This is a genomic window from Micromonospora sp. NPDC049559 (assembly GCF_040676675.1).
Taxonomy (GTDB): domain Bacteria; phylum Actinomycetota; class Actinomycetes; order Mycobacteriales; family Micromonosporaceae; genus JBFAPK01.
The window spans coordinates 84,003-97,442 of sequence record NZ_JBFAPK010000024.1; the positions used below are offsets into that span (position 1 = coordinate 84,003).

At 74.2% G+C, this 13,440-nt stretch carries 11 protein-coding genes; 7 read left to right on the top strand and 4 right to left on the bottom strand.

Annotated features, from left to right (window positions below):
• Nucleotides 1–6 precede the first annotated feature (6 nt).
• The gene (locus tag AB0J86_RS24175; RefSeq protein WP_363859872.1) at nucleotides 7–2,130 is read right to left on the bottom strand and encodes a PhoX family phosphatase; all 2,124 of its coding nucleotides are present in this window, start codon (nucleotides 2,128–2,130) and stop codon (nucleotides 7–9) included.
• A gap of 255 nt (nucleotides 2,131–2,385) precedes the next feature.
• Here AB0J86_RS24175 and AB0J86_RS24180 point away from each other — a divergent pair, with 255 nt between their 5' ends.
• Complete coding sequence (locus AB0J86_RS24180) at nucleotides 2,386–2,880, top strand: sigma-70 family RNA polymerase sigma factor (protein WP_363859904.1); 495 nt, start codon at nucleotides 2,386–2,388, stop codon at nucleotides 2,878–2,880.
• Nucleotides 2,877–3,566 carry a zf-HC2 domain-containing protein gene (locus AB0J86_RS24185; protein WP_363859873.1) on the top strand — a complete coding sequence of 230 codons (690 nt, stop codon included), beginning with the start codon at nucleotides 2,877–2,879 and terminating at the stop codon, nucleotides 3,564–3,566. Before AB0J86_RS24180 ends, AB0J86_RS24185 begins: the two co-directional genes overlap by 4 nt.
• A gap of 190 nt (nucleotides 3,567–3,756) precedes the next feature.
• Here the strand turns inward: AB0J86_RS24185 and rarD are convergent, their stop codons facing one another.
• Nucleotides 3,757–4,683 (bottom strand): EamA family transporter RarD, encoded by a 927-nt coding sequence (rarD, locus tag AB0J86_RS24190; protein ID WP_363859874.1) that lies wholly within the window; start codon nucleotides 4,681–4,683, stop codon nucleotides 3,757–3,759.
• A gap of 90 nt (nucleotides 4,684–4,773) precedes the next feature.
• Nucleotides 4,774–6,636: a type VII secretion protein EccE gene (gene eccE / locus AB0J86_RS24195; protein WP_363859875.1), complete on the bottom strand. Its 1,863-nt coding sequence runs from the start codon at nucleotides 6,634–6,636 to the stop codon at nucleotides 4,774–4,776.
• 120 nt (nucleotides 6,637–6,756) lie between these two features.
• Between eccE and eccB the strand changes: the two genes are divergently transcribed.
• From eccB to AB0J86_RS24210, 3 genes are all read left to right on the top strand, one after another.
• Complete coding sequence (eccB, locus tag AB0J86_RS24200) at nucleotides 6,757–8,151, top strand: type VII secretion protein EccB (RefSeq protein WP_363859876.1); 1,395 nt, start codon at nucleotides 6,757–6,759, stop codon at nucleotides 8,149–8,151.
• 175 nt (nucleotides 8,152–8,326) lie between these two features.
• Nucleotides 8,327–8,659 carry a WXG100 family type VII secretion target gene (locus AB0J86_RS24205; protein WP_363859877.1) on the top strand — a complete coding sequence of 111 codons (333 nt, stop codon included), beginning with the start codon at nucleotides 8,327–8,329 and terminating at the stop codon, nucleotides 8,657–8,659.
• A 22-nt stretch (nucleotides 8,660–8,681) separates the two neighbouring features.
• Nucleotides 8,682–8,972, top strand: a complete 291-nt coding sequence (locus AB0J86_RS24210) for a WXG100 family type VII secretion target (protein WP_363859878.1) — start codon at nucleotides 8,682–8,684, stop codon at nucleotides 8,970–8,972.
• Between the two features lie 137 nt (nucleotides 8,973–9,109).
• On the opposite strand, the gene mycP is transcribed toward AB0J86_RS24210, so the two are convergent.
• Nucleotides 9,110–10,318, bottom strand: a complete 1,209-nt coding sequence (gene mycP, locus AB0J86_RS24215; protein WP_363859879.1) for a type VII secretion-associated serine protease mycosin — start codon at nucleotides 10,316–10,318, stop codon at nucleotides 9,110–9,112.
• A 154-nt stretch (nucleotides 10,319–10,472) separates the two neighbouring features.
• Here mycP and AB0J86_RS24220 point away from each other — a divergent pair, with 154 nt between their 5' ends.
• On the top strand, nucleotides 10,473–13,001 hold the full coding sequence (locus AB0J86_RS24220; protein ID WP_363859880.1) for an SseB family protein: 2,529 nt from the start codon (nucleotides 10,473–10,475) through the stop codon (nucleotides 12,999–13,001).
• On the top strand, nucleotides 12,998–13,363 hold the full coding sequence (locus AB0J86_RS24225) for a hypothetical protein (RefSeq protein WP_363859905.1): 366 nt from the start codon (nucleotides 12,998–13,000) through the stop codon (nucleotides 13,361–13,363). Before AB0J86_RS24220 ends, AB0J86_RS24225 begins: the two co-directional genes overlap by 4 nt.
• Nucleotides 13,364–13,440 lie beyond the last annotated feature (77 nt).

Here is a 13,440-nt window from a genome sequence, read left to right on the forward strand (position 1 = left end):
TCCGGCTCAGCTGCCGACGGCGCCGCCGTCCAGCCGCCAGGTGACCACCACACCCGGCTTGGCGAAGTCGCCGTCGGGCCAGTTGGAGGCCGGGTTTTCGAGCGTCGCACCGGAGATCTCGCCCGGGTGCTGTACCGCGACGAAGACCGACCGGTTGTCCTCGCTGATGAACGGGCCGCAGGTCTCGGCGCCGAGCGGTACGGTCAGGAACTGCTTGAGGTGCCCGCGCTCCGGTCCCTCCACGGCGGTGGCGAAGAGCCCGTCGTTGCTGCCGAGCGCGTTGCCGTCGGTGGAGATCCAGAGGTTGCCGGCGCCGTCGAAGGCCACGTTGTCCGGGCAGGAGATCGGCGAGACCTTGGACTTGTCGTACCCGGCGAAGAAGGTCGACGGGTCCGTCGGGTCGCCGCAGACGATCGGCAGCGACCAGGCGAAGGTCTCCGAGGTGTGGTCGCCCCGGTCCTCCACCACCTCCAGGATCTGCCCGTGCTTGTTGGCGTTGCGCGGGTTCGCCTCGTCCGGCTTCGGGTTGCTGCCCACGCCCCGGTTGGTGTTGTTGGTCAGCGCCACGTAGATCTTGCCGGTGACCTTGCTCGGCTCGACGTCCTCCGGCCGGTCCATCTTGGTCGCGCCGACCGCGTCACCGGCGAGCCGGGTGAAGGTGAGCACGTCGGCGGCGGTCATGCCCGGCACGTACGACGTGTTGCCCCGGACCAGCTTGATCCAGCGCCCGCGCCCGTTGAACGCCCCGTCGGCGGGGAGCTTGCCCGAACCGTCGATCTCGTCGGCGCTGGTGTAGTCCAGCTTCGCCACGTAGAGCGTGCCCGACTCCAGCAGGGTCAGGTTGTGGCGGCGGGCCGCGGCCGAGTCGCCCTTCATGTACTTGTTCTCGGAGACGAACTTGTACAGGTAGTCGAAGCGCTCGTCGTCGCCCATGTACGCCACCACGTGGCCGTCCTTGGCGATGATGACGTTCGCGCCCTCGTGCTTGAGTCGGCCCATCGCGGTGTGCTTGCGCGGCCGGGAGTCCGGGTCGAACGGGTCCACCTCGACGACCCAGCCGAAGCGGTGCGCCTCGTTCGGGTTCTTGGCCAGGTCGAAGCGCTCGTCCACCCGGTCCCACCTGCGGCTGCCGCTCGGGTAGCGCACGTCGGTGGGGATGCCGTAGCGGGCCAGCTTCGGCTTCAGCTCGGCCGGGGCGCCGTCGCCGCCCACGAAGTACTGATTGAAGTTCTCCTCGCCGGAGAGCACGGTGCCCCACGGGGTGATCCCGCCCGAGCAGTTGTTCAGCGTGCCGACGACGGTACGGCCCTTCGGGTCCGCCTTCGTCTTGAGCCAGGCCGAGCCGGCCGCCGGTCCGGTCACGTCGAACCGGGTCTCCAGCGCGGTGATCCGCCGGTTGTACGGCCGGCGGCCGTCGCGTACCGGCTCCCACGCGCCGGTGTCGCCGACCCGCTCCAACTCGACCACCGAGAGGCCGTGCGCGGCGATCGCGGCCCGCACCTGCTCCGGCGTGAGCGCGTCCAGGCTGGTGAAGCCCGGGAACATCAGCTCCTCGTTGGTGTACTCGTGGTTCACCACGAGCAGCGCCCGCCGACCCTTGCGGTCCAGCGGCAGTACGCCGACGAAGTCGTTGTTGTAGCCGAACTGCTTCGACTGCCGGGCCGCGGTCTGGTTGTGCACGTCCAGCGCCGGCGCGCCGGGCACCACCGGGTCGCCCCAGCGGATGACCACCGCGTGGTCGTACCCGTTCGGTACGACAAGGGTGTCGAGCTTGTTCGGCGGGATCGGCTTGAAGGTGAGCGCGCCGTTGTTCGACGGCGGACGCTTGGCGGTGAAGTCGTCGATCTCCGGGAGGGCCGGCACGCCGCCGTCGCCGGGGGCCGCCAGCGCCGGAGCGGTGGAACCGAGCGCGCCGGCCACGCCGAGCACCAGGGCGCCGACCGCGCCCGCGCGGACGACGCCGCGCCGGGACACCTCGGCGTTCACCACGTCACCGAAGTACGGGTTCTCCGACTCGTTCGGCACCGGGTGGTCGCAGGCGTTGCCGCAGCGGTACAGACAGGTCATCGCGCTACGCCCCCCGTGGCCGGCGGGGCCCAGCAGGGGGAGCAGCCGGGGTCGGTCGCTCATCTGGGAGTGCCTCCTCGTTGATTTGTGCACATATCGTCGGACCTGCGCCGGTCAGGCGCGGACGGGCGCGAGTGTGTGCTCCGGGACCGTAAGAGCGCCCGATGAGCGGATCCGGGCCGGACGGTGAACCAGAGGTGAACAGCGGCAGCCCCGAGAGCCTGTCGGTACGACCGGCCAGCGAATTTGAACCGGCTGGCCAGCGGCTGCGTACCACCGATTGCCGAAGGGAGGCTGGCCATCACCGATCAGGACGACCTGCTTCGCGCCCTGCACGACGAACACGCCGACGCGCTCTACGCGCACGCGCTGCGGTTGGTGCAGGGCGACCGGCAGCGCGCCGAGGATCTGGTGCAGGAGACGCTGCTGCGGGCCTGGCGGCACCCCGAGGCACTCGACCCGCGGCGCGGGTCGGTACGCGCCTGGCTCTTCACCACCGCGCGTAACCTCGCGATCGACGCCTGGCGGCGGCGCAGCGCCCGGGTCGGTGAGGTGATCACCGACGAGTTGCCCGAGCTGCCCCACGCGGTCGACGAGGCGGACCGGGCCGTGGAGGCGTGGACCGTCGCCGAGGCGCTCGTCCGGCTCAGCCCGCAGCACCGGGAGGTCCTGGTGGAATGCTTCTACCAGGGCCGATCCGTGGGGGAGGCCGCCGCCCGGCTGGGCGTACCGCCAGGCACGATCAAGTCCCGCACCCACTACGCCCTGCGTTCACTGCGGTTGGTGCTGGCCGAGATGGGGGTGACCAGATGACCTGCGAATTCGCGCACGACGACGGCGCGTACGTGCTCGGCGCCCTGGCACCCGCCGAACGCGCCGCCTACGAACGGCACCTCGCCACCTGCCCGGCCTGCCGGGAGGCGGTCGCCGAGATCGCCGTGCTGCCGGGCCTGCTGGGGCGGCTCGACGCCGCCGGGCTGGAGCAGATCACCCCGCCGGCTGCCGCCGCGTCCCGGCTCCCCGCGCTGCTGGACGCCGCCCGCCGTGAGCGCCACCGGCAGCGCCGGCGCGGTCGCCTGCGGTACGCCACCGGGCTGCTCGCCGCCGCCTGCCTGGCCCTGGTCGTCGGGCTCGGCGCCGACCGGCTCTGGGGCGGGTCGCCGCCGCCCCGCGATCCCGGGGTGCCGATGGCCGCGATGCGCTCGGCGCAGACCGGGGCGCCCGTCAGCGCCGAGATCGGGCTGGAGAGCACCAACTGGGGCACCCGGGTCACCATGCACTGCCAGTACCAGCAGTCCGGCCGGTACGCGAAGTCGTACACGGTGCGGCTGGTGGCGTACGGGCCGGACGACGCGACCGAACAGGTCGGCTCCTGGCTCGCCGGCCCGAGCCACGACGTGACCTTCACGGGCGTGACCCGCTTCACCACCGGCGAACTGGTCCGGCTCGCGTTGGTCCGCCCCGACGGCACCGCCCTGCTCACCTACGACGTGCAGTAGCCAGAAACCCGGCCCGCCCGCGCCCGAGCACACGCGGGCGAAGCCCGTCGTGCGCGCAGGACGCCTCAGCGAGTGCGCGTAGCGGCGCCGGCGTCGTCCTGCAGCCGAGGAGCGCGCCGCGAAGCGGTCGCGCCCCGCAGGCGAAGGACGATCGCCTCTCAGGCGCCGCGAAGCGCGCGAGCGCGCGGGATCACGCCACCGCCGCCGGCTCCGGGGTGGCGGCGAGCAGGGCGGCGCGGGCCTGCCGGCGGGCGTGCCGGATCGCGTCCGCCGTGAAGATGACCAGCGCCAGCCAGACCAGCGCGAAACCGCCGAGCCGGGCGGCCGGCATCGGTTCGTGGAAGATCAGTACGCCGCTGCCGAACTGCAGGATCGGGGCGATGTACTGCACGATGCCGAGCCCGGTCAGCGGGATGCGGTTGGCGGCGCCGGCGAAGAGGAGCAGCGGGATGGCGGTCGCGGCCCCGGCGACGAGGAGCAGCAGCGTGTGGCCGGTCGACACCCGGCCGAAGGTGGACTCGCCGCGCCAGGTGAGCCAGCCGAGGTAGGCCAGCGCGGGCAGGCTCAGCACCGCCGACTCGACGAAGAGCCCCTCCGCGGCCGGCAGGCCGAGCCGCTTCTTCGCCAGCCCGTACCCGCCGAAGCTCAGCGCCAGGGTGAACGCCAGGTACGGCAGCCGCCCGTAGTCCACGGCCAGTACCGCCACCGCCACGGTACCGATGCCGAGCGCGATCCACTGGGGCGCCCGCAGCCGCTCGCGCAGCACGGTGACGCCGAGCAGGATGACGACCAGCGGGTTGATGAAGTAGCCGAGGGCGGTCTCCACCACCCGGGCCGAGTTGACCCCGTAGATGTACGCGCCCCAGTTGACCGCGATCAACGCCGCGGCCAGGGTGATGCCGGCGAGGGACTTCGGGCGGCGCAGCAGGCCGCGCAGGAAGCCCCAGTTGCGCATGGCGGCGAGGACCAGCGCCACGAAGGCGACCGACCAGACGACCCGGTGCGCGAGGATCTCCACCGCGCCGGCCGGCCGGAGCAGCTTGATGTAGATCGGGAAGAAGCCCCAGAGCAGGTAGGCGCCGATCCCGTACAGATATCCCCGGCGGAGCTGGCTCATGCGCTCACCGTAAGGGCTTTAGGCGGGTTGATCCCTTTCTCGTGAGGAGGTTCACCCGTGTCCCGCCGTCGCCTGGCCGCGCCGGTCCGGTCAGTACCGGGTCGGCGGGCCGACCAGCTGGGATTCGATCGGGGTCGCCGAGAGCAGGGCCCAGCGCAGCGCCCGCCGGTTGACCACGCCCACCATGTCGTCGCGGATCCGGGTCAACCACTCCGCCGAGTCCCCGAGGCCGAGCGCGGTACCGGCCAGCGCCGCCTCGTCCGGGCGCAGCGGCTGGAGCACCACCAGGTCGGCGCGGGAGAGCGCGTCGACGTCGACGGTGGCCAGCTCGTCCCGGACCACGAGGCTGGCATACCAGCCGGGTCCGGGCTGGGTGTCCGCGGCGACCGGTCCCGTGTCCACGACGACCAGCAGCGGCTGCAACGGGGTGCCGGGCGGGCCGCCGATCGGCCGCCCCGGCGGCACCATCGGGATCACCTGGCCGGGCGTGCTGACGCCCCGGATGAAGGGCTCCCACGCCTGCGGCCGGGCGGTCTGCACGACGACCCGGGCGCCCAGCGCCATCGCCCGCAACGCGACGAGCTGCGCGGCCCGTACCCCGCCGATCAGCATCAGCCGGGTCGCCTCGGCCCGGAACAGGCGCGCGGTGACCGGCGCGCCGTGCCGGTTCGCACCGATCATCAACCCGGCGGTGCCGATCGGCAGCTCCAGCGTCTCCAGCACGGCGGTCGGCAGCGACACCCGCGCGGACCGCGCCGCCGGACCCGGTTCCACCACGCCGAGCGGCAGGGTGGCGGTGAACCCCTCCAACTGCTCGCCGTCCAGCCGCCGGGCCTGGGCGCGTTCCGCGTTCACCAGCCGGCGCAGCGCCTGCACCGCGCTGGAGATCCCGGCCGCGTTGCCGGCCGCCAGCCGTACCGCCAGGTCCACCGGCACCGAGGCGGTGCCGGCGGCCGGCCACGGCCCGGCGCTCACCGAGACCGTGGTCGCCGTTGCGGGCAGGGCGAGCAGGCGCGGAATCAGCCGGCGGGCCGTCTCCACCCGCAGGTCGGGCCAGCGGCGCAGCCGGAAGGTGGTCTGCAGCAACCCGCCGAGCTGCACGGCCTGCCAGGACTCCCGCGCCGGTTGCGCGCCGTCGTGGTGCGCCATCTCGGTCAGTACCCGCAGCGCGGCGCTCTCGCCGAGCGGCCGGGCCGGCAGCGGGGCGAGCCGCCGGCGCACCTTGCGCACGGCGCTGGAGAGCGCGCGGCGCAGGTCCTCCTCGGACCAGCCCTCGGCCCGCAGCACCCGGATGGTGAGCACCGCCCGCTCGTGGCCGAGCAGCCGCCCGTCGGTGAGCTGCCGGTACGAGGTGGCCGAGGTGCCGCCGCCCGCGCTGAGCGCCGGCGCGGGGGCGCCGCTCAGCAGGAGCTGGACCCGCATCGGCGGGGCCTCCACGCTCGGCGCCGGCAGCAGACTCGCGGGCGAGGGGATCGACAGGGCGGCGTCGGCGAGCAGGCCGGTCGGGTCGCCGAGTTCGAGCACCGCGGTCAGGCCGTAGCCGTCGGCGATCACGGCCGCCGCGTCGCCGGCCAGGTCGGCCGGGGCGACCACCGCGCCCGGCAGCAGCAGGTCCAGCAGCGCGGACGGCTCGGCGCCGGCCGGCAGGGCACGCCGCCGGGACAGGTACCGCGACCCGATCCCGATCCACTCGTACAGCCAACGCCGGCGCAGCCGCAGCCAGGCGAGCAGGACCAGGGCGGCGCCGACGACCACGGCCCCGATCACGGCGATCGGCCCGTGCCCGAGGGAGGCGAGCAGCAGCGCGAGCGCCGCCTGCGCCGCCACGATCTGCCCGGCGCGTACGCCCCGCGGTGGCCGGCGGACCGGTGGCGCGGCCGGTGCCGCCGGTGCCGTCCGTTGTGGACGTACGTCACCGTCGCGTACCGGGTTGCCCGCCATGCTCACCGTCACCGCGCTAGCCTCCCCTGCCTGGTTCGCCTCGGGCAGCGGGAGCGGGCGCGGTGAGCGCGTGCCCCCGTAACTCGCCGAGGGGCCTATCGTATGGGCCGGACCGATCGGGGAGGGGGCCGGATGCCGTCGCGGCAGGACCAGCTGCATTCGTACCAGTTCATGGTCCAGCGTGTGGTGGCCGCGCTGGTGATGCGGGAGACCGACCCGGCGCAGTCGCCGTTCCGCCGGGCCGCGGGCGCGACGCTGGCCAGCGTGCTGATCGCGGCGATCGCCCTCGGCGCGACGGTGGTGTACGGCGTCATCGTCGGCGGCGGCGGCAAGGGCTGGCGCGACCCGCACGCGGTGATCGTGGAGAAGGAGTCGGGCGCCCGCTACGTCTACCTCGACGAGAAGCTGCACCTTGTGCTCAACTACGCCTCCGCGCTCCTGATCGTGAAGTCCGAGACGCCGAAGACGGTGCTGGTCTCCCGCAAGTCCATCGAGGGGGTGCCGCGCGGCACCCCGCTGGGGATCGCGGACGCGCCCGACTCGCTGCCGGCCGCTGCCCGGCTCACCGACGCGCCCTGGACGATCTGCTCGATGCTGATGCCCGACGGCACCAGGCAGGCGCCCCGGTCGGCCCTGCTGGTCGGGGCCGGGGTCTCCGGCGGTGCCCCGCTGGGCGACAACGGCGTGCTCGCCAAGCACCCGGACGGCAGCCTGCACCTGATCTGGCACAACCGCCGGCACCTGATCCGGGACCCGGGCAACGTACTCTCCGCGCTGACCTGGACCAGCGAGCGGCCCGTACCGATGGCGCCGGCGCTGCTCAACGCGCTGCCGGTCGGGGCGGACCTGGCGCCGATCGAGATCGCCGACCGGGGCGAGAACTCGGTGAGGGTACCGGACGCGAAGATCGGCGAGGTCTTCGTGGTGGCGAGCCAGGGCGGTGGCCGGCAGTACGCGGTGGCCAAGCGGGACGGGCTCGCCGGGATCACCGAGGTCCAGGCGAACCTCCTGCTGACCGAGTCCGACCAGCGGGAACCGACCACCCTGAGCCAGGGCAGGTTCGCGAGCATCCCGAAGCTGCCCGACCTGCTGAACACCGACGCGGCGGCCCCGCCCGCCACCACGCCGAAGCTGGTACAGGCCGACGGCGGCGCGGTCTGCGGGCAGGTCAAGGACGACGGCGGGGTCACCGAGGTGCGCACCGGCGCGGCCGTGCCGCAGGTCGCCGACGTGGCCCGTACCGGCGCGCGCTCGGTGCAGGGCGGGGCGCTGGCCGACCACATCGTGGTGCAGGCCGGCCGCGGCGCGCTGGTCGAGGCGGCGGCGGCGCCCGGAGCCACCGGCGGGGCCATCTCCGTCGTCACCGACCTGGGTCGGCGACACGCGGTCAGCAACACGGAGGTGCTCGGCTGGCTGGGCTACCGCGGGGTCAAGCCGGTACGCATGCCGGCGAACCTGGTGGCGCTGATCCCGGTGGGCCGGGCCCTCGACCCGGAGGCGGCGCGCGCCCCCGCCTCCCAGGAGTGACGGGCGCCCGACTTGTCCACAGGTGGGTGGTCGGGTCTACCGTCGCTGGTCGCCGTTAGCTACCGTCAGCGACGGAGTTTTTGGTGACCTTGTGCGATCCCGCCCCGCGGCGCGGATCGCGACCGGGCCGTCCAGAGTGGTCGGCCCGGACGGGTAGGAACAACAACGGATCGGGGTGAGTTCCGAGGTGTCGCAGCAGACGCAGGCACAAGCAGCCGTGATGACGCAGACCGCCGACAAGTTCGAGCGGGTCAACGAGGGGCTGCAAAACATGCTCAACAACCTGATGGGCGAGCTGGAGGGCCTGCGCCAGACCTGGCAGGGTGCGGGTGGTCGGTCGTTCGAGCAGGTCAAGGTGCAGTGGCAGGAGGACCAGCAGAAGCTGAACCGCGCGCTGAGCGAGACGGCGAGCGCGATCCGCACCTCCGGCCAGCAGTACGACGCGTCCGACAGCGAGGCGGGCAACCGCGTCGCCTCCACCAACCGCGGCATCAACCTGCCGCTCTGAGCCCTCTGGGGAGGATCATCCGATGAGCGACATCCTTGTCGTCAATTTCGCCTCGCTGCAGAAGGCGAGCGAGGACATCCAGCGCGCGCTGAACGCCCTGCAGGGGCAGCTCACGCAGCTCGACGACGACGCCCGCCCGCTGGTGCAGACCTGGGAGGGTGAGGCGCAGCAGGCGTACGACCAGCGCCAGCGGCAGTGGACCTCCGCCTCGCAGGACCTGCAGACCATGCTGCAGGACATCAAGCGGGCGGTCGACGAGTCCGCCGCGGACTACCTGCACACCGAGAAGAAGAACACCGGGCTGTTCCAGTAGCCCCGGGGCGCGATCCCCGTCCAAGGGCCTGTCGCCGTGCCTCCCCTCGCGGGGCACGCCGGCAGGCCCTTCGGGTGCGGGCCTCCTTTGCGGGCTTCCTGAGTGAGAGCCGCCGCAGGCCCTCGGGGTGAGCCGCCTCAGGCCGGCTCGGCGGGGCGCCAGCGCCGGCGGGCGCCACGGGGCAGCACCACGGCGAGCAGCACGGCCAGCACGGCGATGCCGCCGGCCACCCCGGCCAGCCAGAGCGACCGCTCGCGGGCCGCCGACCGCCGCTCCTCGCGGGCCACGGCGGCCGGGTCGGCCCGGTCGTCGGGCAGCGCGGCCGCGGGCTGCGGGCGACCCGCGGCGGCGGTGTCGGTGACCGCCCGGTACGGGTCGAGCACCCCGCTGCCGTACGCGTCGCTGCGCCCGCCGCTCGGGGCCGGGTCGGTGGTGGCGAGGATGCGGTTGGTGACCTGCTGGGCCGAGAGGTTCGGCCAGTACGCGCGCACCAGCGCGGCCGTCGCCGAGACGAAGGGCGCCGCGTAGCTGGTGCCGTCCTGCTTGTGGTGCCCCCGCTTCGGCGCGGCGGTCAGCACGCCGCCGCCCGGGGCGACCAGGTCGACGTACGGGCCGACCTGGGAGAACTCCGAGCGGAGCCCGTCGGCGCCGATCGCGCCCACGCCGAGCACCCCGTCGTAGGCGGCGGGGTACGGGCGCGGGTCGCCGTTGGAGTGCAGGTTGCCGGCGGCGGCGACCACCACCACGTTCTTGGAGAGCGCGTACTGGATCGCGTCGCGGACCGCCGCGTTGTCCTCGTACAGCACCACGGAGAGGTTGAGCACATCCGCGTCGTGGTCCACCGCCCAGCGGATGGCCTGGGCGAACTGGCTCGGGGTGACGGTGCGCCCCGACTCCTTGCCGTCGATCACCTGCTGCTCGCTGATGCGTACCGGCAGGATCTTCGCCTCCGGCGCGAGCCCGTGGAACCCGGTCCCGTCCCGCACGCTCGCGGCGATGATGCTCGCCACGGCGGTACCGTGCCCGGCGCAGTCGAGCCGCCCGTCACCGCCGGAGTCGAGCAGGTCGGTGCCGGACAGTACCCGCCCGCGCAGCTGCGGGTGGTCGTCGTCCACGCCCGAGTCGATGACCGCCACGGTGACCCCGGCGCCGGTGGACAGCGGGGCCAGCCGCTCCGGGCCGTACCGCTGCTGTGCCCACGGCACCTCGGTGACCGGCTCGACGGGGGCGAGCGGCGAATCGCACCTGGGCGCGGCGACCGCCGGTGTCGCGGCGAGTGCGCCAGGTAGCATCGTCGCGACGAGGACGGCGCTCGCGAGCGCGAGACGGGCGGTGGAGCCAGCCACTGTTTCGCCTCCGAATCGGGTCGGTTCCGCCGAGGGATGCTATCGGTGCGGCGCCGCGCGCGGCATCCACCGCTGGCCTGCCCTTGTTATCCCGCCCCTACCTTGTAGGTTGTACGACGATGCCCGTGACCTGATCGGTGGAAGGGAGGTGGCCGTGACCGAGTGGGAGCCGGCCACCGAGGCCGAGGTCGCGATGCGGGACGCCCTGCGCGCGAACGACCAGGAACTCTACTTCCGGATCCTCGCCCGCACCGAGTTGCTCCTTCCGGTCTCCGCCGAGACGCTGAGCGGATCGGCGCCGATGGCGTGGGGCACCTGGACGAACGGTGGCCGCACGCACGTCCTCGCCTTCACGTCCGGCCCGGCCATGCAGGCGTGTCTCGCCGGCAACGCGGGACCCGTCCGGCGTGCCGCGTACCATCAGCTCGCGGTGACCTGGCCCAACGCCGACTGGTGGCTGGCGGTCAATCCGGGGCTGCCGATCGAGGGCTACCTGCCGGCCTGGTTCGTCACGCAACTGGCCCAGAACGCCGCCAGGACGGCGGGGGCGCCGGTCGCCACGCCGGCCCCGCCGCAACCCTTCTCGCCGCAGCCCTTTTCGGCCGGACCGGACAACGCCACCCGGACGCGCGCCAACCCCGCGATGCCGTACCCGGTGAGCCCCGCCGAGCCGCAACCGGTCGGCCCGTACGCGCCGCCGCCCTTCGCGGCGCAGGCATTCCCGCAGCCGGCCGCCCCGCCGCCGGCCGCACCGCCCCCGCCGCCGGCCGCACCGCTCGCCCCGCCGCCCGCCCCGCCACGGGCGCCGCTCGGCACGCCCGGCCGCCCGCCCCTCCCGGTGCGCCGCCCGGCCGGACAGTCCGGCGCGCCGCCCTTCGGGGAGCCGGCCGGCTCCCCGGCCGCCCCGCCGCTGCCGGATCCCGGCGCCACCCGTCCCGGCGTACCGCCGCTGCCCGGCGCCGCCGGCCCGGCCACGCCCGGCCCCGGCATGCCGCCGCCGATCTCCGGTGCGCTGGCCGAGGGCGGCACGATGCCGCTGCCGGTCCGCCGCCCCGGTACCTCGCCGCTCAGCTCCGGTCCGCCCGGCTTCACCTCGCCGGCGCCCAGCTTCCCGTCGAGTCCCGCCGCGCCCGCGGCCTCCTCGGCGGGACCCGCCGTGCCCGCCGGATTCCCGCCGGGCCCAACCGCGCACGCGAGCTTCTCGCCGAGCCCTGTCGCACCCGCGGGCGGCGGCTCGTCGATGTTCCAGCCGCGTCGGCCGGTGCCGGGCCGCCCGGGCTACGACCCGAACCAGGCGTACGAGCAGCCGGCGGCCGCGCAGCCCTGGCCCGGCGGTCCGGCGGAGGACCCAGCCGGGCACGGCAACGGCGGTTACCCCGGCAACGCCGCCAACGGCGGGTACCCCGCCAACGGCGCCAACCCCGGCAACGGCGCCAACCCCGGCAACGGCGCTACCGGCGGCGGATCTCCGAGCGCGCCGGACGCCCGCGTCTCCCCGCCCGCCGGGCCCGCGCCGCTCGCCCCGATGGCGCCCGCACGGAGCCTCGCGGAGACCACCCGGATCACCACGATCACGCCGCCGGGCGCACCGGCCGAGGCGGGACCCCCGTCCTGGGCCGGGACCAGCACCATCGTCGTACCGGCGGTGTCGACCGGCGCGGCGCTGGGTGCCCCGGTCTCGCCGGCCCCGGTGAGCCCGGCGCAGCCGGACTTCGCACCCGCCAACGACGTCGAGCGGAGCCTGCTGTCGGCCGCGGGCGACGGCAGCACCGACAGCTTCCTTTCGACGCTGCTGCTCGCCCGGGTGCTGCTGCCCGCCTCGGCGCGCTCCGCGACCGGCGCCCACCCGGGTGACGAGGGCTTCGACTGGCGGACCGAGTCGCTCGACGGCGAGACGTACGTCGTGGTCTTCACCTCGCCCGAGCGGCTGGCGGACCACCTGCCGAGCCCGGTCGAGACGGTCGACGTGAAGTTCGTCCAGCTCATCCGGGAGTGGCCGGACGTCAACTGGTCGTTCGCGGTCAACCCCGGCACCCCGGTCGGCGCGAAGCTGCCCGGCGCGCAGATCATCGCGCTGGCGAACTGGGCCGCCGAGGTCGGGCTCGGGGACGAGGGCGAGCCGGGCGACTCCGGCGAGTCGTTCGAGCCCGACGAGTCGGCGACGCGCTCCACGTACGCGCCGGTGCGCCAGGACCCGAGCAGTCCGACCATGATGCAGAAGGTGCTCGCACCGGACCAGGTCTCGTACTACCTCGACCGGGGCTACGACCGGGTCTCCGGCTTCGTCCACCGGGCCGGTGAGGTCGCGCACCTGAACACCCCGGCCCAGCTCTACGCCGCGCTGGGGCTCGGCCACCCGGGCTCGCCCTTCTCGCCGAGCGACAGCGAGGTCTACGTGCTGCGCTGGCCGGCCCACCGGCCGAGCCTGTACCGGATTCCCTACGGCGGGCCGAACGAGGCCGCCATGCGGGCGATGGAGGGCTGGGTGATCGAGCGTCCGCCGTTCCGCGGCAACGGGTTCGCCCCGGGCGAGAGCGCCGACGTGATCGCCGAGTTCAAGGTGGACAGCGTGCGCCTGCCGTACGGGGCCGAGCTGTGGCGGTTGGGTGCCGACGGTACCGAGCGGCTGGCGGCCCGGCTCGACACCGACGTGTACCGCTGGCGGCGGGTCGGAGGGGACTGATGCGCGACGGCTATCTCGCCCGCTGGCGCGGCCGGGAGTACGAGGCCAGTCCGGACGGCGACCGGGTGCGGATCTACCAGCCCGAGCCGGGCGAGGGGTTCAACGAGATCAGCGCCGGCCGCTGGGTACGGGTCCTGCCCGCCTCCGAGATCGAAGAGCTGAGCTACGTACGGACCACGTGCACCTGGCGGGGCCAGCCGTTCATCGTGCTCGCCGCGCACGACAACTGGCTGCGGGTCGAGTACACGGGCGGCAAGTGGCCGGTCGCGGAGTCGCTCGGGCTGGAGGCGTTCGACTTCGGCGTCTACCAGGGCTGGGCCCCGGCGCACGAGGTGGTCGACCTGCGCGAGCAGCGCGCCTGAGCCGGCTCCGCTGATCCCGCCCTCCGGCCGGAGCGATCGAGAAGGCAACGGGCGGGGTGTGGGCCGGCGTTGACGCG